This window comes from Prevotella sp. C0026C3, from assembly GCF_056590795.1.
Genome location: NZ_JBWPWW010000011.1, coordinates 17,164 through 41,867, shown reverse-complemented (window position 1 = coordinate 41,867; position 24,704 = coordinate 17,164). Strand labels below are relative to the sequence as shown.

General features: G+C 45.7%; 21 protein-coding genes. 15 read left to right on the top strand and 6 right to left on the bottom strand.

Annotation, left to right across the window (positions count from 1 at the left end):
• Positions 1 to 39: 39 nt before the first annotated feature.
• Positions 40 to 1,083, top strand: coding sequence for a sialidase family protein (locus AC1EK4_RS08085; RefSeq protein ID WP_156958394.1), 1,044 nt, complete (start codon positions 40 to 42; stop codon positions 1,081 to 1,083).
• Between the two features lie 13 nt (positions 1,084 to 1,096).
• A complete protein-coding gene (locus tag AC1EK4_RS08080; RefSeq protein WP_480357753.1) occupies positions 1,097 to 2,236 on the top strand; it encodes an acyltransferase family protein in 1,140 nt (379 codons plus the stop codon).
• A gap of 93 nt (positions 2,237 to 2,329) precedes the next feature.
• On the opposite strand, the gene AC1EK4_RS08075 is transcribed toward AC1EK4_RS08080, so the two are convergent.
• The 3 genes from AC1EK4_RS08075 to AC1EK4_RS08065 form a co-directional block, all read right to left on the bottom strand.
• The gene (locus tag AC1EK4_RS08075) at positions 2,330 to 2,755 is read right to left on the bottom strand and encodes a DUF2147 domain-containing protein (protein WP_036897962.1); all 426 of its coding nucleotides are present in this window, start codon (positions 2,753 to 2,755) and stop codon (positions 2,330 to 2,332) included.
• Positions 2,756 to 2,791: 36 nt separating this feature from the next.
• Positions 2,792 to 3,307 (bottom strand): isoprenylcysteine carboxyl methyltransferase family protein, encoded by a 516-nt coding sequence (locus tag AC1EK4_RS08070; RefSeq protein WP_036897936.1) that lies wholly within the window; start codon positions 3,305 to 3,307, stop codon positions 2,792 to 2,794.
• A 393-nt stretch (positions 3,308 to 3,700) separates the two neighbouring features.
• Complete coding sequence (locus AC1EK4_RS08065; protein ID WP_156431113.1) at positions 3,701 to 3,844, bottom strand: hypothetical protein; 144 nt, start codon at positions 3,842 to 3,844, stop codon at positions 3,701 to 3,703.
• 206 nt (positions 3,845 to 4,050) lie between these two features.
• Here AC1EK4_RS08065 and guaB point away from each other — a divergent pair, with 206 nt between their 5' ends.
• The 10 genes from guaB to AC1EK4_RS08015 all read left to right on the top strand — a co-directional run bounded on the left by guaB (position 4,051) and on the right by AC1EK4_RS08015 (position 15,687).
• On the top strand, positions 4,051 to 5,535 hold the full coding sequence (guaB, locus tag AC1EK4_RS08060) for an IMP dehydrogenase (protein ID WP_480357752.1): 1,485 nt from the start codon (positions 4,051 to 4,053) through the stop codon (positions 5,533 to 5,535).
• Positions 5,486 to 6,973: a peptidylprolyl isomerase gene (locus AC1EK4_RS08055; RefSeq protein WP_480357750.1), complete on the top strand. Its 1,488-nt coding sequence runs from the start codon at positions 5,486 to 5,488 to the stop codon at positions 6,971 to 6,973. The genes guaB and AC1EK4_RS08055 overlap by 50 nt, the downstream gene beginning before the upstream one ends.
• A gap of 24 nt (positions 6,974 to 6,997) precedes the next feature.
• Complete coding sequence (locus tag AC1EK4_RS08050) at positions 6,998 to 8,437, top strand: peptidylprolyl isomerase (RefSeq protein WP_036897924.1); 1,440 nt, start codon at positions 6,998 to 7,000, stop codon at positions 8,435 to 8,437.
• A gap of 47 nt (positions 8,438 to 8,484) precedes the next feature.
• Entirely contained in the window at positions 8,485 to 10,137 is a 1,653-nt protein-coding gene (locus tag AC1EK4_RS08045; RefSeq protein WP_369793930.1) for an OstA-like protein, read from the top strand.
• Positions 10,134 to 10,421 (top strand): hypothetical protein, encoded by a 288-nt coding sequence (locus AC1EK4_RS08040; RefSeq protein WP_036897920.1) that lies wholly within the window; start codon positions 10,134 to 10,136, stop codon positions 10,419 to 10,421. The genes AC1EK4_RS08045 and AC1EK4_RS08040 overlap by 4 nt, the downstream gene beginning before the upstream one ends.
• Before the next feature lie 201 nt (positions 10,422 to 10,622).
• Positions 10,623 to 12,434, top strand: a complete 1,812-nt coding sequence (gene mutL / locus AC1EK4_RS08035) for a DNA mismatch repair endonuclease MutL (protein ID WP_480357748.1) — start codon at positions 10,623 to 10,625, stop codon at positions 12,432 to 12,434.
• 187 nt (positions 12,435 to 12,621) lie between these two features.
• Positions 12,622 to 13,767 carry an OmpA family protein gene (locus AC1EK4_RS08030; RefSeq protein ID WP_480357746.1) on the top strand — a complete coding sequence of 382 codons (1,146 nt, stop codon included), beginning with the start codon at positions 12,622 to 12,624 and terminating at the stop codon, positions 13,765 to 13,767.
• Positions 13,768 to 14,549: 782 nt separating this feature from the next.
• Positions 14,550 to 14,750 carry a hypothetical protein gene (locus AC1EK4_RS08025; protein ID WP_480357745.1) on the top strand — a complete coding sequence of 67 codons (201 nt, stop codon included), beginning with the start codon at positions 14,550 to 14,552 and terminating at the stop codon, positions 14,748 to 14,750.
• A 30-nt stretch (positions 14,751 to 14,780) separates the two neighbouring features.
• On the top strand, positions 14,781 to 15,263 hold the full coding sequence (locus AC1EK4_RS08020; protein WP_480357744.1) for a hypothetical protein: 483 nt from the start codon (positions 14,781 to 14,783) through the stop codon (positions 15,261 to 15,263).
• Positions 15,264 to 15,273: 10 nt separating this feature from the next.
• Positions 15,274 to 15,687: a hypothetical protein gene (locus tag AC1EK4_RS08015; protein WP_156958373.1), complete on the top strand. Its 414-nt coding sequence runs from the start codon at positions 15,274 to 15,276 to the stop codon at positions 15,685 to 15,687.
• Between the two features lie 59 nt (positions 15,688 to 15,746).
• Here the strand turns inward: AC1EK4_RS08015 and AC1EK4_RS08010 are convergent, their stop codons facing one another.
• Together AC1EK4_RS08010 and hepC are read right to left on the bottom strand one after the other, a co-directional pair.
• Entirely contained in the window at positions 15,747 to 17,000 is a 1,254-nt protein-coding gene (locus tag AC1EK4_RS08010; RefSeq protein ID WP_036897904.1) for a glycoside hydrolase family 88 protein, read from the bottom strand.
• Between the two features lie 25 nt (positions 17,001 to 17,025).
• On the bottom strand, positions 17,026 to 18,984 hold the full coding sequence (hepC, locus tag AC1EK4_RS08005; RefSeq protein WP_480357813.1) for a heparin-sulfate lyase HepC: 1,959 nt from the start codon (positions 18,982 to 18,984) through the stop codon (positions 17,026 to 17,028).
• A gap of 253 nt (positions 18,985 to 19,237) precedes the next feature.
• On the opposite strand from hepC, the gene AC1EK4_RS08000 reads away from it, so the two are divergent.
• The 3 genes from AC1EK4_RS08000 to AC1EK4_RS07990 all read left to right on the top strand — a co-directional run bounded on the left by AC1EK4_RS08000 (position 19,238) and on the right by AC1EK4_RS07990 (position 23,705).
• Positions 19,238 to 20,602: a sulfatase family protein gene (locus AC1EK4_RS08000; protein WP_052052882.1), complete on the top strand. Its 1,365-nt coding sequence runs from the start codon at positions 19,238 to 19,240 to the stop codon at positions 20,600 to 20,602.
• A gap of 104 nt (positions 20,603 to 20,706) precedes the next feature.
• Positions 20,707 to 22,764, top strand: coding sequence for a DUF4962 domain-containing protein (locus AC1EK4_RS07995; RefSeq protein ID WP_480357741.1), 2,058 nt, complete (start codon positions 20,707 to 20,709; stop codon positions 22,762 to 22,764).
• Positions 22,662 to 23,705 carry a glycosyltransferase gene (locus AC1EK4_RS07990; protein ID WP_480357740.1) on the top strand — a complete coding sequence of 348 codons (1,044 nt, stop codon included), beginning with the start codon at positions 22,662 to 22,664 and terminating at the stop codon, positions 23,703 to 23,705. The genes AC1EK4_RS07995 and AC1EK4_RS07990 overlap by 103 nt, the downstream gene beginning before the upstream one ends.
• A 473-nt stretch (positions 23,706 to 24,178) precedes the next feature.
• On the opposite strand, the gene AC1EK4_RS07985 is transcribed toward AC1EK4_RS07990, so the two are convergent.
• Positions 24,179 to 24,574 (bottom strand): DDE-type integrase/transposase/recombinase, encoded by a 396-nt coding sequence (locus tag AC1EK4_RS07985; RefSeq protein WP_052052865.1) that lies wholly within the window; start codon positions 24,572 to 24,574, stop codon positions 24,179 to 24,181.
• Positions 24,575 to 24,704 lie beyond the last annotated feature (130 nt).

Below are 24,704 nucleotides of genomic sequence, written 5' to 3'. Positions count from 1 at the left end.
GAAACCTTGAAACGGCTCTTTTTAATCATACAGTTTATCATGATACAGTTGACTTTGTGTGCGCAACTGTCAACTGTTTTTTCTCGTGGTGAGGCTGGGTATGCTTGTTTTCGCATACCTTCCATCATCCGCACTCCTAAATATTTATTGGCATTTGCCGAAGGACGGCGTCATGGATGTTCCGATACGGGGAACATAGATATAGTGATGAAGTCGTCTAAAGACAATGGGAAGACGTGGAGCGACCTCTTTGTTGTGTGGGATGCAGGCGACGATGTTTGCGGAAATCCGGTTCCCATCTACGATTCACAGCGCAAGCAGGTGGTGTTGGTGTGTTGTTGGAACGATGGCAAAGATACCGAATCTCAGCTGATGGCAGGCTCTTCGCGCTATCCACGTCGCGTTTATGTGCTTACGTCTACGCCCGATGGACGACATTGGTCGGCCCCTAAGGAGATTACCGATAGCGTGAAATCGCCTGCGTGGGGATGGTATGCCACTGGTCCTTGCCATGGTATACAGTTGCGATATACGCATCGTGGGCGCTTGGTTGTGCCTGCCAATCACTCTTCTTTGGGCGATAATACCTATAATTCTCATCTTATTTATTCAGACGATGCCGGTAAGACGTGGCATTTAGGTGGCCTTGTAGAAGAGAAAGGTGGCAATGAGAGCAGCGTTGTAGAGTTGTCCGATGGCCGTTTGATGCTTAATATGCGCAACTACAATCCACAACATCCCCATGTCCGCGCCTATGCTTTAAGCCGTGATGGGGGTAAGACGATGGGGCAGATGCAGTTCCACGACGACTTGATAGAGCCTGTCTGTCAAGGTAGTATTTTGGCATTCAACAAGCATACACTTCTTTTTTCCAATCCTCATTCGTTACAGCGAAAGAATCTTTCCATTCATAAGAGTGTTGATGGAGGCCGACATTGGCAATTGATGACGACCATATATCCCGGTCATTCGGCTTATTCTGACATCGTAAAGCTCGATGCTCATCACGTTGGGGTGATCTTTGAACATGGCATCAACGATGCTTACGAGGAGATAAGTTTCGTGTCTATCCCTGTGAAATAAACCAAACTACAATATGACTAAACTCGTTTCGGCTGCATCTTTTGCAGACACGAAACCGCATTATGACATTCTTGACGGCTTGCGTGGGATTGCTGCCCTCATGGTTTTAATCTACCATCTGTTTGAAGGATTTGCTACTAGTCCCTCCGATCAGATTTGGAACCACGGTTATTTGGCCGTTCCTTTCTTCTTCATCCTTTCCGGTTTCGTTATCGGTTATGCTTACGACGACCGTTGGAATCGCATGTCGATAGGTGAATTTTGTAAACGCCGACTCATCCGTTTGCATCCGATGGTGATTGCTGGTGTCGTTTTGGGCACCATCTCCTTTCTCGTGCAGGGCAGCGTGAAGTGGGATGGAAGCCATGTAGCCACCTCTTTGGTGATGTTGGCCATGCTTTGTACCATGTTTATGATACCCGCTGCGCCCGGTGCCGGAATCGAAGTTAGAGGCAATGGTGAACTTTTTCCGCTCAACGGACCGTATTGGTCGCTTTTCATGGAGTACATCGGGAATATCTTGTATGCCCTCTTTATCCACCGATTACCAACCAAAGTGCTGGCTGTTCTCACCGCTTTGATGGGTGTCGGCTTGGCTTGGTACTCTATCGGAAATGGTTCCGGAAGCTACCATCTTGGTGTAGGTTGGACCATGGCCGACGGCCTCCACTATGCCGGAATGCTCTTAATGCTCTTCTGTTATACGGCCGGTCTGCTCATGTCGCGTGTGTTCCGACCGGTCAAAATACGCGGTGCTTTCTGGATTTGTGGTCTGTTTGTCGTGGTATTGACGGCTATGCCATACTTGCAGTTTGGTGAAACGGCTGTGGCCAATGGTATCTACGATGCTGTAGCCGTGGTTGTATTCTTTCCCATTTTGGTGTGGTTGGGTGCATCGGGCAGCGTTACCGACGAACGATCGGCTTGGATTTGTAAGTTCTTGGGCGACGTCTCTTATCCTGTTTATGCCATCCATTACCCCTCGCTTTATCTCTTCTATGCGTGGGTATGGAATAATCATGTGCCCTTGGAGCAGGCTTTGCCGGTAGGCGTTCCTATTCTTATCGCCAACATTATTCTTGCCTACGTGCTGTTGCATTACTATGATATGCCCGTACGTAAGTGGTTGTCGAAAGTCTTTCTCAAGAAGTAAGTAAGTTGTTTCCCTATAATAAAGGCCGCAAATCGTATTGAAGCGATTTGCGGCCTTTGTCATTTCTATGTGTATAGCAGGAATACCGGGCTCTTATTTTGCTCGTTTCCACTCGGTGTTTCTGCCCAGTAGCGAGATGCCGATGAATCCTCTTACGATGAGGTCGCCATTAGGTTTCATGGTAATCTTGCACTTGTAGGTTTTCCCACTTTCAGGGTCGTATATCTTCCCTTTCTCCCATACGTCGCCATCGGTATATTGAAAGCCTGTGATAATGTTCTTTCCAGCCAGCTTTTTTGTACGTTCGGCAGGAACGGGATTGTGTTTGTCGAGTGCACCGGGCGTGATAGACCATACCAATTTACCGTTGTATACGTTGCCGTTTTTGCTGATGACCACCTTGCCTTTGTCGCCCTCGGTCATGTAGGTACCGATGATTCGGTCGGCTTTGGCATGTTGTGCCGATACAGCTAGATTGATACTGAATAGTAATGTGATAATCGTGATGAGATGTTTCATATTGATTGAATTGATCATGCGATGAATATTAGTTTCTTATTGTTTCCACAAATCGGCCATAGCTCTTTCCTCTTGACGTATTCTGACAGCCAATAGACAGCAGTAGAGTGGAAATCCGATGGTCAATGTAAACCAAGACTGGCAGAGTAGAGCCACACCGATGAGCTCCGGAATGATGTTAAGGAGATAGTTGGGATGGCGCACAGTGCGGAATAAGAAGCTTGTGACGATGTGGTGGTTGGGCACGATGTAGAGCTTCACCGTCCACACGTCGCGTAGTTGGTAGATGACGTAGAAAAGCATGATGTAGGCAAATGTCATGACACCGACACCTGCCCAAGCCCATGTACCGAATGTATGTCCGCCAACATAGGCCTCGTACAAACTACCAAAATAATAGGCAATGTGGGCAAGGGTGAGTAACAGGGAGTTTGTTTTGCCGTATTGCACTGCTCCGGCCTTGACAATTCGTTTCTCGTTGTAGATGGAATAAGCCAATGATACAAGGCGTAACGCAAAGAAAATAGTGAATGCTAAAATAATTGTGTTCATTTTTTTGAGTGATTAATAATTACTGTTTTGGGTTGCAAAGATAAGAAATAAACGGGAAAATGACAAGAACTTGCATCCTAAACTCATTTTCCTTTATTTACTGATGAGCCGTAGCAGTGTTGCTGTATAGGCTTTTCAGTCTTTCTGTTCGGGCTTTACAACAATGCTGCAAAGCCGTTGCAATAACCTCTCTCCAGTCCTCTCCCGAAGCAAGGGAGGACAAATGGGGAGTGGGAAGGGAAGAACTTGTCTATTGATTTGACTAGTAGACAAGTTTACAAGTAAACAAGAATAAGACATATCTTTCGATACGAATCCTCTATTCCCTTGCAAATGCGGGGGCGAAGGTCAATGGGGCTTGTCAGTTGATGGCTATTTCGTTGAGTGAAAATTCTACTTGGTCGTTTTTCCTATTAGTTGTTTGACACCAAGACCGGTGATAAACGAACAACCATCATAGTTGCGACCGAAGAGGTGGGTAATGGTATCAAGTTCCGTTGTATGGTAGTTGGCGTTGTCGGTGAGTCGATAAGCCACATCGCTATTGCTAGTTTGTTGTGCTGTGACGATAATACTTTCTTGCTACAAAACGGTACTTGAGGATGAAATATTTACTTGTTGTAGATACCCTCTGCACATGGTCGTTAAATAGCATTAATAAGATTTGAAATCTTCAGAGGATAGAAGGGCTATGTGGAAAATTATTACTATATTTGCACGCAATAAATTTTTAAAATTACAATATGTCATCATTTGTTGCAGATAAAATTGTAATGGACGGCCTCACTTACGATGACGTCCTCTTGATTCCAGCTTATTCGAATGTACTACCTAAAGAGGTAGAGTTAAAAACACAGTTATCACGTAACATTACGCTTAATATTCCTTTCGTTACAGCGGCTATGGACACTGTTACGGAGTCGGCTATGGCTATCGCTATTGCCCGTGAAGGAGGTATCGGTGTTATTCATAAGAATATGACGATAGAGGATCAGGCGCGTCAGGTGGCTATCGTGAAGCGTGCTGAAAACGGTATGATTTACGATCCAGTGACAATTCGTCGTGGTCGTACGGTACGAGATGCGCTGGAAATGATGCACGAATATCATATCGGCGGTATCCCCGTGGTAGACGAAGAAAACCACTTAGTAGGTATCGTCACCAATCGTGACTTGCGTTTTGAGCGTCGATTGGACAAGAAGATTGACGAAGTGATGACATCGGAGAATCTTGTTACGACTCATCAGCAGACCGACTTGACGGCTGCGGCACAGATTCTTCAGGAAAATAAAATTGAGAAATTACCGGTAGTTGATGCTGCCAACCATTTGGTAGGATTGATTACTTATAAAGATATTACCAAGGCTAAGGACAAGCCAATGGCTTGTAAAGACGAGAAAGGTCGTTTGCGTGTGGCTGCCGGTGTGGGTGTGACGGTCGATACCTTGGATCGTGCGCGTGCATTGGTGGAGGCCGGAGCCGACGCTATCGTCATTGATACGGCTCACGGACACTCACAAGGCGTGATAGAAAAGTTGCGCGAGGTGAAAGCAACGTTCCCACAAGTAGATGTAATCGTGGGTAATGTGGCTACGGGAGAAGCGGCTAAGCTATTGGTAGAGAATGGTGCCGACGGTATCAAAGTGGGTATCGGCCCGGGTTCTATTTGTACAACGCGTGTTGTAGCCGGTGTTGGTGTACCGCAATTGAGTGCAGTTTATGATGTATATTCTGCCTTGAAGGGTACCGGAGTGCCATTGATAGCCGATGGCGGACTGCGCTATTCGGGCGATGTTGTGAAAGCATTGGCAGCCGGTGGTAGCAGTGTGATGATAGGTTCGTTGGTAGCCGGTACCGAGGAAAGTCCCGGTGAGACCATCATTTTCAACGGTCGTAAGTTTAAGAGCTATCGTGGAATGGGGTCGCTTGAGGCCATGGAGCAGAAGAACGGTTCAAAGGATCGCTACTTCCAAGGTGATACGAAAGATGTTAAGAAGCTTGTGCCGGAGGGTATTGCCGGTCGTGTACCTTATAAGGGAACGGTTCAGGAGGTTATTTATCAGATGACCGGTGGACTGCGTTCGGGGATGGGATATTGCGGTGCAGCCTCTATAGAGAAGCTTCATGAGGCCAAGTTTACTCGCATTACCAATGCCGGTGTGTTGGAGAGTCATCCTCATGATATTTCCATCACGAGTGAAGCTCCAAACTATTCTCGCTTCGAATAAACTGATGGTGCGTACACCTTCTGCGTTGTTGCTTGTGGGTATACTCCTGATGGGGAGCATATCGTTCGGACAAACCGTCGACCCTGTTGTGATGACTATCAATGGAAAGGCTGTTACACGTTCGGAATTTGAATATTCCTACAATAAAGACAACGCAGCAGGCGTTTTAGATAAGAAAACGGTCGAGGAATATCTGCCTCTTTTTGTAAACTTCAAGTTGAAGGTAGAGGCAGCCCTTGATGCGCGTTTAGATACATTGGCGTCATTTCAAAATGAATTGGCTTCTTTTCGTAGTGGTTTAATGGCGTCGATGAGAGTATCGAATACGGATATGGAGGCTGCGGCTCGCAGTCTCTACGAAGCCGATAAGGTACAAGCTATATGTAATGGTGGACTATACAGGGTCGCTCAGATTTACTTGCATGTGGGTCAACGTGAACCTCGGAGTGCAGAAATGGTGGCGCGAGCGCGGATAGATTCTATTTATCGCGCGTTGCAGCAAGGTGCTGATTTTGGTATGTTGGCACGTCGTTGTTCTGACGATAAGGTCACGGCTGCACGTGGTGGAGAACTACACTGGGTGCAACGTGGGGAGACGATGGCTGAATTTGAGGCGGAGATGTCGGCATTGAAAGTCGGCGAGATGAGTAAGCCATTCGAATCTCCTGCAGGTTTTCACATCATCAAATTGCTGGAGAAGTGCGATTATCTGCCTTATGAGGCTGTGCGTACGGAATTGCTGAAGACCGTGGAACGGCAGAATGTGTTGCGCAGAATGAAAGGGATGAATTCCCAACTCGTGGCAGAAAAACGGCAAATGAATATGGACTCGATGTCGAAAGAAAATCAAATGACATTGGAGGAAATGTTGCCGGAGCAACTTTATTTGCTACAAGAATATCGTGAGGGGCTGCTATTATATAATATGTGTAGCCGTACGGTTTGGGATAGTGCTGCTCGTGATGAAGCAGGATTGGAACACTATTTCCGACAAAATAAAAAGAAATATCGTTGGGGACAGCCACGTTATAAGGGCATTGTCTACTATGCGAAGACTAAAAAAGACCTGTCGGCTGTGAAGAAACTCCTCAAATCGACAGATTCTAAGGAATGGATGCGTGCAATCAAGCGTACGTTTCAAGAGAATGGGGGAGTAAGTGTACAGGCAGAACAGGCATTATTCAAACCGGACGACAATGCCTTGATAGATAGCAAGGTGTTTGGTTATGTTGATGGAAAGTCTGCCTTGAAAGACGGTTATCCTTATATGGCTGTCTACGGAAAGAAGTTGAAAGTCCCCAAGTCTATGGATGATGTGCGCTATTTGGTGGTAGCCGATTATCAAGAGGAACTGGAAAAGGCTTGGGTGGAAGGTTTGCGGAAGAAGTACACAGTGTCTATAGACCGCGATGTGTTGCTCACCGTGAACAAACATTAATGTATATTCTGAAACATAAGATACATGAGAAAAGGAAATAAAATATTGATGGGCTGTCTGGCTGTGATGTTATTGGCCGGCATGTCGGCTCGCGCTGGTAAGACCGGTAAGTGGCTCGGTGCTCAGAAAGATACGACTTCGGCAAAGTCTGAAGTCCAAGCTCCACAGCATGCTGTGGTAGATGAAGTCATTTGGGTGGTAGGTGATGAGCCTATTTTGAAGTCGGATGTTGAGGCCGCACGCCTGCAAGCCGAGGTGGAAGGTGCCAAATGGGGTGGAGATCCTGATTGTACTATCCCCGAACAGATAGCTGTTCAGAAGTTGTTCTTGCACCAAGCTGCTATCGATTCCATAGAGGTTTCTGAGGCAGAGGTAAATCAAAGCGTTGACCAGCAGATTAATTTTTGGATTAACAGTGCCGGTTCGCGTGAAAAACTTGAGGAATATCGTAACCAGACTGTTGCACAGATGCGTGAACAGATGCACGATGAATTCAAGAATAGGGAATTGATTGACCGTATGCGTCGCGAACTTGTGAAGGATGTAACGGTTACTCCTTCTGATGTACGCAACTATTTCCGCAATGTTCCGGAAGATAGTCTGCCTTTTGTTCCTACCGAGGTGGAAGTGGAAATTATTGTTCGTCAGCCTCGTATAGAGCAGACTGAGATTAACCGGGTGAAAGATCAATTGCGTAATTTCACGGAACGTGTGAACTCCGGTGAGACCTCTTTTGCAACTTTGGCACGCCTTTATTCTGAAGATCCGGGGTCTGCTCGTATGGGTGGAGAGATGGATTATATGGGGCGTGGTATGCTTGATCCTACCTTTGCATCGGTGGCTTTCAACTTGACCGACCCTAAAAAGATTTCCAAAATCTGCGAGAGTGAGTTCGGTTTTCATATCATTCAGTTGATTGACAAGCGCGGTGATAAGGTAAAGGTACGCCATCTCTTAATGAAGCCGAAGGTGTCTGCCGATGCACTGGCAAAGGCTCATGCCCGTCTAGACTCTATCAGTGATGATATCAAAGCAGGTAAATTCAGTTTTGAAGAAGCCGCTACCTATATATCGGAAGATAAGGATACGAAGAACAATCGAGGTTTGATGGCTTTCAACGATGTGCAGAATCAAATTATGACTTCTAAATTTCAGATGAAAGACTTGCCTACCGAGGTGGCTCGACAAGTTGAAGGAATGAAAGTGGGAGACATCTCTGCACCTTTCGATATGATTAATAAAAAGGGTAAACAAGTGGTGGCTATCGTGAAGCTGAAGAGTAGAACGGAGGGTCATAAGGCTAAGATTACGGAGGATTTCCAAGTTATGAAGAACGTGGTCTTAGCTAAAGAGAAGGAGAAAAAACTCCACGATTGGGTAGTGAATAAGATCAAACACACCTATGTGAGGATGAACGATCGCTATAAAAATTGCAACTTTGAATATCAAGGATGGGTTAAATGATCAACCTGAACGATAGAAAACAATATATAAACAGCGGGCATAAAACCATGATAGGCATGGTTTTATGCCTGTTTGGACTATGCCTGTTTCAAGTAGTGTGGGCTATTCGGCCACCCAAGAAACCGCATCAGGACGACCGTGTGTATTTGGTTCACTCGGATGAATTGAAGTTTGACATGTATGGAGAGGTGCCTGATGCCCAAATAGTCAAGGGACATGTACACTTCACACACCAAGGTGCGCAGCTATGGTGTGACAGTGCGTATTTCTACCAACAGTCTAATTCGGTGAAGGCATTCGGACATGTGCGGTTCAAACAGGGCGATACACTCTCTTTAACATGCGATAGAGGAGTGTACGATGGTCAAAGTCAAATGCTCATGGCGCGTAGCAATGTCGTGTTGAAGCATCGTCGACAAACGCTTTATACGGATAGTCTGGACTATGACAAGTTGTATGATTATGCTTATTTCTTCGAGGGTGGACGATTGATAGACGGTAAAGACCGATTGTCTTCGGACTGGGGAGAGTATAGGATGGATACACGTGAGGCCACATTCCGTTTCAATGTGCGTATGACGAATGCCGGTAGGCTTATCACAACCGACACCTTGCACTATGATACGCGTAGCTCGAAGGCTCATGTTACAGGTCCGTCGAAGATTACACAGAATGGAAGTGTGATAGATACGGAGAATGCTTACTTCGATACAAAGACCGATCAGGCAGAGATGTATGGCCGTTCGACGGTGGTAGATAAGGATAAAACCATTACTGGTGATAGTCTGTTTTATGACAAGAATACCGGGTTGGCACGCGGATACGGAAATGTCATCTATATAGATAAGGTGAACAAGAATCGCTTGGAGTGCGAGCGTATGAACTATAATGAGAAAACCGGCTACGGTTGGGCGACTCAAAAGGTACTCGCCAAAGATTATTCTCAGAAGGATACGCTCTATATGCACGCTGACTCCATGAAGATATATACCTTTAATATCAATACGGACTCGATGTATCGAAAGGTTCATTGCTTCAATCACGTAAAGGTTTACCGTGTGGATATGCAAGCTATCTGCGACTCGCTGGTGGCTAATTCGCAAGATAGTTGTATGACTATGTACAAGGATCCGATAACTTGGAATGGCGAACGACAGATATTAGGCGAGAAGATATTGGTATACATGCAAGACAGTACGATACGCGATGCCCATGTAGTGGGGCAGGCTCTGTCTGTAGAACGCATGCCTGATGGGAAAAATTACAATCAGGTGTCGTCGAAATTGATGGATGCTTATTTCACGGACGGGGTGGTTCGGCGCATTGTTGCCACCGGAAATGTAAAGGTGATATACTATCCTACAGACGATAAAGATTCTTCGTTGATAGGCTTGAACTATGTGGAATCGGACACGATGCGCATGTATATGAACAAGAATCGGCAATTGGAAAAGATTTGGATGCCCAAACCGCAGGGTACGTTATATCCCATGACGCAGATACCTCCGACCAAGTATAAGCTTCCAGAGTTTGCTTGGTTCGAAGAACTACGGCCGACTAGTCCTGCCGATGTCTTTGAATGGCGTGGCAAAGCTGCCGATTCTACACTGAAGGTCGTGAAGCGTCAAGAGGCACCATTGCAACATTTGAATAGGCAGAAGCCAGCAGTGACGAAACCAAAAGAAAGTGAAAAGCAATGAGTTTCTTCAAACAACCCAAGCCACGCGGTTTCCATCATGAGATGATATATGTGGATGAACGCAGCGAACGACTCGCAGAGATAGAACAACGAGCCAAGCGTGAATTGGGGATAGAAAAAGAAGAAGGCTATTCTTCAGAAACGATACGACAGGCTTTTCAACAAGCAACGCCTCGTGTACAGCGGCGTAGACAGCGCAGGCTGATGCAAGAGAATACATTAATTTTTGGATTGTTGGTGATATTGATACTACTCTTGGTGCTGCTATGGGTATACCTTATATAATAATAGAATGTACGTTTCGCATGAATGCTCAACTTAGGAGTTATCGGGAGTTAAATGTTATCAAGACATTGGAATCATAAAAAGGAGTAAATGGACATATGTCTGTTAACTTCAAGCCTTAAATAGGCTTTAACTTCTACTAATTTCTGTCCATACATTAACTAACGAAACTAAAGTAATAGACTAAAAGAAAGAACATATATGAGCGACATTATACAACTTCTACCGGATTCGGTGGCCAATCAGATAGCTGCCGGCGAGGTGATACAGCGTCCAGCCAGCGTCATCAAAGAGTTGGTGGAGAATGCTGTGGATGCCGGTGCTAAGAATATACATGTCATTGTGGTGGATGCCGGTCGCACCTCTATTCAGGTGATAGACGATGGGAAAGGAATGTCGGAGACCGATGCCAGACTCTCGTTCGAGCGGCATGCGACCTCTAAAATTCGTAAAGCCGATGACCTCTTTGCGCTACATACGATGGGATTTAGGGGAGAGGCACTGGCTTCTATTGCTGCTGTGGCTCAGATAGAATTGAAGACACGTCGGCCGGATGATGAACTTGGAACGTCATTGACCATCTCTGCGGGTAAGTTTACCAATCAGGAAGCATGTTCATGTGCGGTAGGCAGCAACTTCAAAGTGGAGAACCTATTCTTCAACGTGCCTGCGAGAAGAAAGTTCTTGAAGTCAAATTCCACCGAACTCAATCATATTATTGCTGCTTTCGAGCGCATCGTATTAGTTTATCCCGATGTAGCTTTCACGTTACATAGCAACGATTCAGAAGTATTTAACCTACGTCGAGGAAGTCTCAAACAGCGAATAGTCGATGTTTTTGGTAAACGTCTCAATCAAGATTTGTTGCCGGTGGATGTCGAAACGAGCATGTGCGATATTCATGGATTCGTGGGTAAACCGGAATCTGCCCGTAAGAAAGGTGTCTACCAGTATTTCTTTGTCAACGGTCGTTACATGAAACATCCGTATTTTGCTAAAGCTGTGCAAACAGCCTTTGAGAGATTGGTTCCCATGGGAGAGCAAGTACCTTACTTCATATACTTCCAAGTGAACCCCGAAGATATTGATGTGAACATCCATCCTACGAAGACTGAAATCAAATTCGAGAACGAACAGCCTATTTGGCAGATTCTAATGGCTGCCGTAAAAGAATCTGTAGGGATGTTCAACGATATTCCTGCTATTGATTTTGATACCGAAGGGCGTCCCGATATTCCCGTATTCACGCAGAATCATCAAGTGGAAGTGCCGAAAGTGCAATACAATCCCAACTATAATCCGTTTAAAACAGAGAAGTCTATTACGACTCCTAGCCAGTGGGAAGACTTGTATCAAGGATTATCACAGCCTCATGAGGAAGACGTGTTTGCTTCCCAACAATCTGAAGAAGCGACCATGGAATCGTCAGATGATAATGTAATGGCCGAAAAGTCGCCTATACATTATCAATATAAAGGCAAGTATATCATGACAGCTGTCAAGTCAGGTCTGATGATTATCGACCAATATCGGGCACACATACGTATTCTTTTCGAGCAATACATGCGCCAATTACAGACTCGTCATGCTCTCTCGCAGAAGGTTTTGTTCCCGCAGACGGTTCAGTTGTCGACAGTGGAGAGCCTTACATTAGATAAGATTCAGGATGATTTGGATGGTATGGGCTTTGAACTCTCCGCGTTAGGTGGTAATAGCTATGCAGTTAATGCCATTCCAGCAGAGTTGGAAGGTGTCGATATAACTATATTATTAAAAGAAATGGTAGTAGCTGCCATGGAAAAACCTATCGATATGCGAACCGACCTTCATGAAGCGTTGGCTTTGGTGATGGCTCGAAAGGCAGCGATACCCTATGGACAAGTACTGAGTAACGACGAGATGGAAAGCGTTGTTAACAACCTTTTCGCTTGTCAGAATGCCAGTTATACACCTGATGGCAAAAATGTACTTTGTATATTGAAACAAAGTGAAATAGAACTTCTATTGAAGTGAAAAGATAAAAAACTATCAAAAAATTGCGTTAAATCAATAAAATAAATGGCTTTTATCATTTTTTCTTAATAAAAACATACTTTGTTTGAAATTAATTATTATCTTTGCTCCCAGATTATCAGCTAGCGATAGTATGAGAAATTATGTTAGAGAGCAATATTTTTTTGATTATAAATAGTAATAGATTATGAAAAAGTTATTCATGGTACTGGCTTTCGCCAGTTTATCAATGGCTACAATGGCACAGGACGCTGATCCTGTTGAAAAGTACAGTGTAGCTACAAATTCATTCTGGAGCAATTGGTTCATCCAAGTAGGTGCTGATTGGAATGCTTGGTATTCTCAGGAAGAACATGGCTTGAATTTGAGCAATAGCCCAATCAAGAAGTTCCGTTCTAATCCTGGTGTCTCTGTAGCACTCGGTAAGTGGTTTACTCCCGGTCTCGGTCTTCGTACTAAAGTACAGGGTATTTGGGGTAAGACTGTAACTGATGCTAACAATGCTGGTAACGGTAACAAGTATTGGTTGGCTAACGAGCAGGTTATGTTCAACTTGAGCAACATGCTTTGTGGTTACAATCCTAGCCGTGTTTGGAACTTCGTTCCATTCGCAGGTTTGGGTGTAGGTCGCTCTATGACTTACAACAGATACGCTATGGGCTTCAGTGCAGGTATCTTGAATCAGTTCTATGTAGGTAAGAAAGTCGCTCTTAACGTTGAACTTGGTTGGAACAGCATGAGCAGTGATATGGATGGTAAGGTTGGTAAATTAGCTCGCCATCGTGGTTGGGACAATCGCGACAACAACCTTTATGGTGAAGTTGGTTTGACTTTCAACTTGGGTAAAGCATCTTGGGATAAGACTCCAGATGTTGACGCTATCAAGGCTCTTTCACAGTCTCAGATCGATGCTCTCAATGCTCAGCTCAACGATGCTAATGCAGAGATCGCTCGTTTGAAGGATATGTTGGCTAACCAGAAGCCTGTTGAGAGCAAGTCTGTTAAGGAATATGTTACAACTCCTGTATCTGTATTCTTCAACATTGGTAAGAGCGTAGTAGCTTCTAAGAAGGATCTCGTTAACGTTGAGGCTTTGGCTAAGTATGCTAAGGACAACAACACTAACCTCCTTGTTACAGGTTATGCTGATAGCAAGACTGGTACTCCAGCATTCAACCAGACTCTGTCTGAGCGTCGTGCTAACACTGTTGCTGATGCACTTGTTAACATGGGTGTTGATCGTGATAAGATCCAGACTACTGGTAAGGGTGGTGTAAACGAACTTTCACCAGTTTCTTACAACCGTCGTGCTACTGTTCAGGTTGCTGAATAATCTAGAATTACGATTCATATATAAGAGGGTAAGTTTCAAACTTACCCTCTTTTTTGTGCCGTTATCTCGTTTGTGCTTATTGAGGATGAGATGTAAGATGTGTTACTAGATATTGTTTTTTGAGGAAGAAAGCAGGCTTGTCAGCTTTACTCTCAAGAATATGTGCTTTATTCTAATTTACTTGGAAACTTAATATGTCCCATCTCTTCTTGGAAAAGGGGCGAGGTGAGGGCGCTGCAAGGTGATAGCAGCATTTCTGTTTAGGCTCTGCAGTAATGCTGAAAAGCCTAGACAGTGATGTTGCTAAGTGGTTGCATAGAGTTGAGAGGTGGAGTTTGGCGTGTGAAGTTGATACTAAAAAGTGAATAGTGGAATCATTTTAGCTCGTAAGTCTTTGCGTGAACGCGTAAAGATAAATTAGTATCGTTTTAGAAATAAAGTGCAAGACTTATCTTCTTTTTTTTGTTTTTATCTGTTTTTGCAATCGTTATCTTTATGAGATATTTTATATCTATTTAATATTTATGTGTAATGGACATTCAACCATTATACTTTAGTATAAATAAAACAAGAGTTAAGCAGGTAAAAAAAATATATGTTATATTTAAAATAATATAAAATAGTATGTATAAATGTTGCATATAATGGGAAAATTTCATAATTATTGTAACATAAATCAGATGATAACACGAATGTCATGGAGAGTTGTGCTTTCGCAAACTATAAGAGACTGATAACTAAAGGATAAATAATCTAATTTAGATAGTTTTGTAATCACTATTATGGAACGGAAATGTTATGTGAAGCCTGAGATGGAAATCTTGGAGCTTTGCTTAGATTTTCAGCTATTGGCGGGTTCTACTCCGTCGGTCAAAGGTGTGTCCCGCCCAAACGGGTATGTGGAAACAAGTGACTTTAATAAGGTAACTGATTTTACACAGGAAAGTGAAGATGGCTTAAAACACAGTTCCATCTTCGATTAAACTTTGGTAATCGCAGTGTATTACAGTAAGATGAAAGATTCTAAATTCAGTTTGAAAAGATTGATGATGGCCTTTGTGGTCGTTATCTTATCTAGTTGTGGTGGGAGTGAAGGTATTGAGCCGGATGTTCCTACACCACCAACTCCTCAGCCAACGGTAGTGGAGCGTGAACTCACCATAACGGTAGAGCGTGATACGCTAGATGCTCCTACGCCTACGACCAAGGCGCTTTCCCGTACACTTCTTACAGAGAAAGCTGCCGGCATTGAATGTCTGTGGGTCAAAACCGATAAGGTGCTTGCTTATAATATTACTTCCTCGTCTGTTTTCAGTAGAGCTCTTGCGGTCATTAATCTAGATGGTGAATCTACAAATACTCAAGGTCGCAAGGTTGCACTTAGAGGGATGGGAAGTTGTAACGAGCATGATTGGATAGCATTGTCTTATCCTTATCCTAATGGAGGAAGTGTGATGCAGGCTGATAAGGTGTTGAATCTGAGTTTGGAAGGGTAAGAAATGGGGAGTGGGTAATTTGATGTATTATGATGACTCATGGGGATTGGCTGAGGAACAATGGCAATTTTATAACTATAAAATAGTGTATCCCGATAAGATTACTCTTAAGAATACCGAACAGTTGGAACCTGTTGACGAGGCAGGCAATAAGATGCACGACCACTTCAATTGGGGCGTAGTAGGAGAGAAATCACTCACGTGGGGAGATGATAACTACGCTACGAAAGCTTCGGGAGAAATAAGTGGTAAGATGTATTTGGATTGTGCTTGCACTCAAGAGACAAAAGATTTCGGTCAAGCTAAGTATGGCGATGTGGCTTATTGGGCAACAAAGGGAAAGTATCGCATGCCGACTGAACAAGAGATGCGTGAACTTACTGCGGCCGGATACATCTCAAATAAGTGCAATACCACCATATAAAGTACAGGGGAATAGGAGGATTATCCTCTCACTCCCCCTGTATGATTAAAGAGCGGTTGTTATTTCTTAATATCGATGTAGCGCTTTAAAGCTTCTAGATAGTAGTAATCGGCGTAGTTGATAGGTGTGTCGATTTCCGAACCGTTGGGCAGTGACCCTACGGAGTGCATGAGGATAAAGCCGTTGTTGGTACCTTTAGCAGCTAAATATTGCGGAGACGACAGATTGCGCAGAATCTTTTGGGCGTAGTCCAAATATTTTTTGCCTGTTGGTGCCAGCCTGCTGAGTTCTATGAGAGCTGACGCTGTGATGGCAGCTGCCGATACATCGCGCGGTGTATTGGGCAAGGTCGGAGCGTCGTAGTCCCAATATGGGATGTTGTCAGAGGTCTTTACGCGCTGCATAATCATGTCGGCTATGTTCACGGCTTGCTTTAAAAACACGTTGTTGCGCGTTTCTCTGTAGCAAGCTGTATAGCCATATACGCCCCATGCTTGTCCTCTAGCCCATGCCGAGTTGTCGGCTTTGCCTTGGAATGTACATTGTTTCTCCACGCTACCGTCGGCATTGTAGCTTACCACATGGAACGAGGTGAAATCCGGACGGAAGTGATGTTTGATAGTCGTAAGTGCATGCTTGATGGCTATGTCGCGGTATTTGTTGTTGCCGGTGAGCTTACTTGCGTTGAACAGCAGGTCTAGATTCATCATGTTATCGATGATGACGGGGAAGTTCCATGTACCGAAATCCCATGAGCGGATGCATCCTATGCGTGGGTCGAAACGCTTACAGAGGTTGTCGGCCGTCTCTATGATGACGGCTTTGATGGTGTCGTTGTGGGTCAATCTCAGCGCATTGCCATAACTACAGTTTATCATGAAGCCTATGTCGTGGGTTTGGGTGTAGTGGCGTATGGGGTTGAGCATGGTGGTGAATCGTTCCGCTTGGGTTTTCAACTTGCCATTTTGGGTCAACTCGTAAGCATACCATAGCGAGCCGGGATAGAATCCGCTGGTCCAATCGTAGATGTCGCAAGTGCGTAAAGTGCCCACTTTTTCGGTCGGAGTCTGTTTCACTAGTTCACGAGCAAAGGCTGTGCTGTCTGCTTCCATCTGCTTCTCAAGGAAAGCTATGTCGTATCCACGCCACGACGAACGGGGCATCGTGTTAGGTGTGTGAATCGTTTTTGCGGTGTATAGTAACTGATGGGTGGCGGTGCGTAGAGCATTGTCCACCCATTTTTCGTTTTGTTTATTGGCGCCTATCGAGTAAGTTGATACTAATAAGCAAGCCGATATAATTTGTAGTTTCATGATGAATAAGAGTTTTTTAAGCTGTTTACCACTGGAGTTGACGTTTCTTTCCGTCAATATTGATATTGATTTTGAGTGATTTCTCGCTCGCTTCCACGATGTCGGCTTTGAAAGATTTCACTGCTCCTTGTTCTTGACAAGGATATACGAGCGTCACGAAGCGCACGGGAGCATCACTCTGTTTCTCTGTTCTGAAGCTGATAGCGGGGCGTGCTGTCTTATGTCTGTAGGCCAGCGAGTACCAACCTTCTTCTTGAATTGTTTTGAAAGGTTGTGAGCCAATAGCCTGTATCACCATGTTGCTCCGGCCGTCATAGCAGGTGGCTACGCGATGTTGAGCCTCATCGACAGCCAGTTTGCCATCGCCGGGGAGGAAGTGTACGTCTATCATTCCCCTTGCTTTACCCAGTGCTTCGTCTACTATTACAAAGTAAGTCTGATCTACGAAGAACACCGTGCGCCTATGCCGTAGGTCTTTGTAGCTGGGATTCTCTGTTACGAGTGTCTGTATTTGTCCGTCGGGTTGCCACAATATGGTCTTCGATTGGGTAGTTTCTAGGTTTTGGTTGTTCAGTGTCAACGTGTTGTGAACGGCCGTTTGGCGGAACCAGTCGCGTTGTTTTTGCACAATACTGTCGCCGGCGTAGATGTAAGAGCCGCTATCGGGGAAGATATTTCGCCCGTTATACCATATATCAAATGTGCCATTGTCGGGCTGACAATGCCATTCTCCCTTCGGTCCGGCTTTGACAACCATCACAGTGGCATCCTGTTTCCAGCTGTTTCTGAATACGAAGAAGCCCGATTTGAGGAATCCTTTCGAGAGATAGGGTGGCAGTTCGCCTTTCTTTCCCTCCGAAGCGAAGTAAGCTATCTGTTTGTTTTTGGGGAACAGTTTTGTCCATGCTCGGTAGTCTTTGATGACTTCTTTGTAGTTTGTAAGTTTGGCATCGCTGAAGCACGGGTTCGAGTAATCGGGGAAACAGATGTTACTATACATCTCAATCATCTTTTCCACAGTGTCTATATATGATTGTGGGATGACCTGTTGCAGATGATTTGCTTGTGCTATTTCGATGGCACGGCAGAAGATATTGATACATGCCAAATGATAATGGGGGTCTAACTCGAACTGTCCACCGTCGTCGTACACCTGCATATGTATTTCTTTGTTCAGTATGTCTATGCCCTCTGTCTGCCACCGCTTGGCCTCTTTGAATTCTGGGAAGAATGTTCCTGCAAAGAAGATGCGTTGTGCTTCGAAGAGCAAATGGTTTCCCCGTCCCGAATAGTTGCGCGTGATGTGCACGGCATGTCGGTGATAATTGTCGAGGAACAAGGTCAGAAATTCGGGTGTGAAAGCCGGTGAGTTGAGGAAAAGTACAAACTGGTGTATCTGGTCTTGCAGTCTATGGCTCACCTCCAGAGGACGCCATGCAAACCGAACGTTTTCCTTTTGTTGGTCTGAGAGTTTGATATTGTCCTCGTACACTTTCTTCTGAATCTTTAGAAGTGGATTTTTTGCAATCCAGTCGGCATACTGGAGAGCCCACTCTTTGGCATAGTTCACGTTGCGAGTGGTCTGATATGCTTTGCCCATAGGAGTGAACCATTTGTGCCGATGCAACTGCCATCTCAGCTCATTGTCTTTTACCGGCCAGTATTGCCAGTTAATATCCTTACCATAATTAAATGAAGGTTGGTATCCATCGTGTACATAGAAAGTATGGTCGAGTGCTTCCTGCGCCCATTTACGTTCCTTGTCGCTGAGCTTTATTTTGGATAAATCTATGTCGGGATCGGTTATCCCTTGGCGCGACCGATAGTATTTGAGCAGTTCTTTAGCCGCTCCTTTCATATTCTTCTTTTGATAGTATGCCTTTACTTTCTCCAGTCCGGGATAGTCAAGATTGAGCTCTTGAAATACCTCTTCGGTGACATGGTCGACATTTCCCGCCCATGCTGCCCGGATACCGACGCTCATCAATAGCAAAAGCGATACACCGAATGTTCTTAATTTCATAGTTGCGAATGTTTTTGATGGTTACTTTTATGTTTAGGCAAAGATAGCTTAAAAGCCTCGTTTATATCAACTCATTTGTTGAAAACAATGTCAGTTTTGTGCAGTAATAGCCCTATTATAGGCATTTTTGCACGATATTGTTAATTGTTTGTACAATATTGCTAGTGTGAACGGAATGCTTTGTGTACTTTCGCTACATAGTAATACCATGCCTATGAAAGCAAGAATCATCATCTGTTCATTGACTGTGACATTGCCTTTATTGTCTATGGCGCAGAAACGTCCTAATATTCTCTACATCATGACCGATCAACAAGCGGCCATGGCCATGTCGTGTATGGGCAATCCTTACGTCAATACTCCCCACATGGACCGTTTGGCAGCCCGTGGTATGATGTTTGTCAATGCCTATTGTGCATTCCCTTTGAGTGGTCCCTCGCGTGCTTCGATGTTCACCGGTTACATGCCTAGCGAGGTAGGGATGCAAGAAAACGGTAAACCCTTGCCCGATTCATTGTGCCAAGAGACCTTGGGTACGGTGTTAAGAAGTGGCGGCTACGAGTGTGCTTACGCCGGTAAGTGGCATGTCAATACGAATGAACTGCCTGCAAAAGAGGCCTTTGGCTTCGATAAGTTGCATGGACATGATGACAAAGGGCTGGCTGAGGCTTGTGTTTCATTCCTGCGTCGTAAGCATGATAAGCCATTCTTTTTGGTGGCTTCGTTTAATAATCCCCATGGTATATGTGAGTTTGCTCGCGGACAGAATCCTCCGGCCGGTCGTATAGAGGAACGAAAGGCCGATGACCGACCACCTTTGCCGGCCAATTTTACACGGAATCCTTACGATGCTTCGGCTTTGACATACGAGAAAAAGTTTAGTCTAAAAATGTATCCTACGGCCGATTACACCCCTGATGATTGGCGTAATTACTTGGATGCTTACTACCAATTGGTGGAGAACGTGGATGCCGAGATCGGTAAGATAGTCGACGAACTGGATCGACAACGTCTGTGGGATAATACGTTGGTGGTGTTTACCAGCGACCATGGCGACGGTTGTGCAGCTCATCAGTGGAATCAGAAGACGGCACTCTACGAGAATGTGGCCAGCATTCCATTGATAGTGTGTATGCCTCGTGGTAAAAATCGTGGTAAGGTAATGACGCAATTAGTCAACAACGGTGAAGACCTAATGCCCACCCTGTGCGATTTTGCCGGTATAGCCATGCCCAAAGGGCGCAGTGGAAAGAGTTGGCGTGTAGCCTTGGAGCGCGGAGATAGCAGCGTGACGATTCATCCTTACGTCGTGACGGAGACCAATTTCGCTCAGACGGCAGGCACATTGGGCTGGATGGTGCGCACTCCTCGATATAAGTATGTGATGTATGATACCGGTAAAAACCGCGAGCAATTATTCGATATGTCGAACGATAGGGGCGAGATGATCAATCTTGCTGTGACATCAAAATACCGAGATGTGTTGCGGGCACATAGGCGGATGTTGGCTGAATGGATGCAAAAACATCCGTCGGGAGCTACACGTTTGAAGGCAAAATGGTTGCCCACAGACCGATAAAGGTATACAGGCATGTTGCTGCAAGGCCTTGGCAGCATCGCTGAAAAGGCTCGACAGCAATGCTGCCTGATTGAGACAACATTGCTGCCAAGCCGCAGCAGCACATGAAGAATGAATCTATGATGAAAAGCAAAAGAATATATATCGCAGTATTAGGGCTGTGTTTGATGGCACTCGGTGTAGCAAGAGTGCAGGCACAGACGCGCGTTGTGCTTGGTGATGTGACGTTGATGCACGAGATGAGAGCAACACCATCGCCTGCCGATGGCGCTGAAATCACGAATCGGGCAGTGGCTTTCCAATGGCCTTTGCCTGTGGAAGACCCTGTAGAGACAGGGTTGGACGGGCTAGAGAGCGACCGCCCGGTTTCTAAGAGGGCCTTTACCTATAAAATAAGGTACTCGCGTAAGAGTACTTTTCCTAGTGGTGAGACTACAGAACACACCACGAAATATCCCTTTTACAATACCGAGAAGACCTTGGCACGTGGTACGTGGTATTGGCAATACGGCTACGTGGAAGGAAAGAAAGTGCGTTGGAGCAAGACGTTGCGAGTGGTCATGAATCCCACAGTCGATTATTTCTGTCCGCCATCTGTCGAGACTTTGCTATCTAAGCTACCTGCGATGCATCCTCGCGTGTTGGTGTTGAAAGATGAGTGGAAGCAGTTGCGCAACCGCAAAGACATGCCCGAATACCGATGGTATTGTAAACGAGCCGAACGAGTGATGCAAGGTCAAATGCAACAGATAGAGGATATACGTACCAACCGGCTGAAACATCTGAAGAACGAGATGCAGATGAAAGCCTATCTGACGCGTGAAAGTCGTCGTATCATCGACAAGGAGGAAACTAATTGCAACGCATTGATGCGCGCCTACCTATTGACGAAGAATACGGCCTATGCTCATGAGGCTGTGAAACGTATTTTGGTGATGATGGATTGGGACAAGAATCCCAATGTGAAGGGCGATTTTAATGATGCTACCTTACTTTCGCTGGCTTCAACAGGGTATGATTCGTTTTACGATTTGCTTACAACTGCCGAGAAAAACAAGTTGCGCGAGGTTATTTGTGCGAAGGCTAGAAAGATGTATAAGCACGACCAAAACCGATTGGAAAATCATATTGCCGACAACCATGTGTGGCAGATGACACTTCGTATCTTGACCATGGCTGCCGTGAGTGTGTATGGTGAGAAACCCGAAGCAACCGAATGGTTGCGTTATTGCTACGGTGTGTGGGTGACACGGATGCCGGGGTTGAATGCCGATGGAGCATGGCATAATGGCGATTCTTATTTCACGGTGAATACTCGCACGCTCATAGAGTTGCCCTATTTTTATAGTAAGATTACCGGCTTCGATTTCTTTGCTGACCCTTGGTATCGAGGTAATGTCTATTATACAATGTATCAGCAGCCGCCTTTCTCTAAATCGGGCGGTAACGGTAGCTCTCATCAGAAGAAACTGAAGCCCGCTGGGGCTCGAATAGGCTATTTGGACGCCTTGGCTCGTTTAACGAATAACGGCTATGCTGCCGATTTCGTGCGTCGGACGGTACGTGAAGACTCCACCATATTAAAAGAAGCGTTCGGTGGAAAGTCGGCCGACTTGTCGTGGTTCCGCCTGCTTTGTCATCGCCCTTTGCCTGTTGGAGACGGCTTGGACAAGTTGCCGCTGAGCTATATTTTCCCTGAATCGGGGCTGGCTTCGGGCATGACCGATTGGAACGACTATCGGCAGAATGCTATGTGGAGCTTCCGTTCCAGTCCGTATGGGTCTACCTCGCATGCACTGGCCAATCAGAATGCATGGAATACATTCTATGGTGGCGAGTCGTTGTTTTATAGCAGTGGACACCATGTGGCGTTTGTCGACCCGCATAGTATCTATTGTCATCGTGGTACACGCGCCCATAACACCATTTTGGTTGATGGGATGGGACAGCGCATCGGTACGGAAGGCTATGGATGGATGCCTCGTTGGTATGACGGCACAGAGGTGTCTTATGTGCTAGGCGATGCATCTAACGCCTATGGCGAGGTAGTCTCGGAATTGTGGAAGAACCGTGGTGTGTGCATGCCAACACGCCCAAAGGGTCGTTGTTGGCCATGGTGGCCGCATGGGCCGCACGCGTGCCGAACCGTATATACACCGTGACGGGGCTGCGCTACCAAGCTATGACTGGTATGCTGCGGACCCTATTGAAGACGATGGAGCGCGTGACATGCTGCTGCGCAAACCATGTCATACCCGAAGGCGAGGGCGTGAAACGAGCGTTGAGGGAGGATAGAATCACGGGGAAGCAACTGCAGGTGGTACATCATGGCAACATCAATGGGAAGGACACATCCTATCTGTCACGCGAGGCGACGAGTGAGTTGTTGCGTTCGGAGAACAAGGAGACGCGGTTGATGGAAGATGCCACGCCTTTTGACGGGCGCCGGTATATGCGCCAAAAGTTGGGATATACAGCCAATGATTTTGTTTTTATCCTTATAGCTCGCATGGTGAGAGACAAGGGCATTAACGAGTTGGCGGAGGTGATGAGGCGATTGGTGGGGCATTCCGCTGACCTGCCGCGGCAGCCTAAGCTCCTGATTGTGGGAGAAAAGGAGGTGCAGAGTGGTGGCCATATTACTATGGAGGCGCAACGTTTTTTGAACGACTCCGCTGCCGTGTTCTATGCAGGCCACCAGAGAGATGTGCGCCCTTACCTGATAGCGGCCGACGCATTGGTATTTCCGAGTTACAGGGAGGGTTTCCCCAATGTGCCCATGGAGGCGGGAGCGATGGAGTTGCCTTGTATCGTCACCAACATCAATGGTTGCAACGAGATCATCATCGATGGTGAGAATGGTGTCGTCATCCCGGCGCCGCTCGACAGTCGCGGCCATCTCATACAGTTTGCTTCGGACGACCTGCAAGCGGACGGTTTCTCCTCGCCCATGGTCAAAGCCCTCTACCAGTCGATGTGCGATTTTATCAAGAACGCCGACAACACCAACAGGATGGCTGCCAACAGTAGGAGGTTAATCCAAGAACGCTATGAGCAGCGCGATGTGTGGGAGGCGCTGAGGCAAATGTATGCTGAGCTGTGATTAAGAAAATCCCTGTGTGAGGGACGAAACCACACAAAACCATCCCTCACACAGGGATTGTTTTTACACAAATGGTCACTGTATGAGGGATTTTTGCTAACTTTGTGGGCAATCAAGACATTAAACGATGATAGACACCATATTGCACTTCGTTTTTGAACTTGCATACAGCCTATTGTTTCTTTGACAATAAGCCGGAAGCACTGCCGGTACACGTAGAGAAATCAAGGCAATTGGAACTTTTCTAAAGCTTTTCTTATCCCGAACTCGCGTATGATATGACTGTCAAGTCCGAAATAATGAGGTTACACGGGGTGTGTATGGACACAAAAAACCGCCCACGGCTTAAAGCGGTGGGCGGTATCTCTCATTTTTCTTTTCGTAGAATTCAGAATTACTCTGAAACAACAGTTGTGTCTGTTGTTGTTGTAACAACTGCAGTATCAGTGATAGTTGTGTCAGTTGTTACGGTGTCAACAGTATTGCTCCATAGCCCTTGCTATGTCATATTCATTTCTCAACCTGTCGATGTGAAAGTCTATCATTAATTCTTCCTTGATCCATCCGTTGAGTGATTCGTTGACAGGGTTGTCAGTGGGCTTGCCCGGCCTCGACATCGACCTTGTGATGTTTGCCTGCCTGACCAGTTCCCCATAAGCCATTGAAGCATAGACGCTTCCCCGGTCGGTATGTAGGATGACGGGCTCGTGCTCCCTGCCAAGCAGGCTGATGACATCCTTCAGTCCCTCGAGGTACTGAAACCTTGAACCCCGCTTGTCTGCAATCCTGAAGGTGAGTATCTCCTTGGTGAAGACGTCAAAGTAAAAGGTTACCTCTATATAGAATACCGAAAAACGGAAGGCTGTCATGTCTGAGACGATGACCTATCTGGGTCTGTCCACGGTGTCCCACGTGGAAAATATGAGATTGGGATATTCCCTGGCTGCCTTGGTTTTGGGACGATGGTGTTTGGCATGTCTCCCCTGCGACTTGATCCCC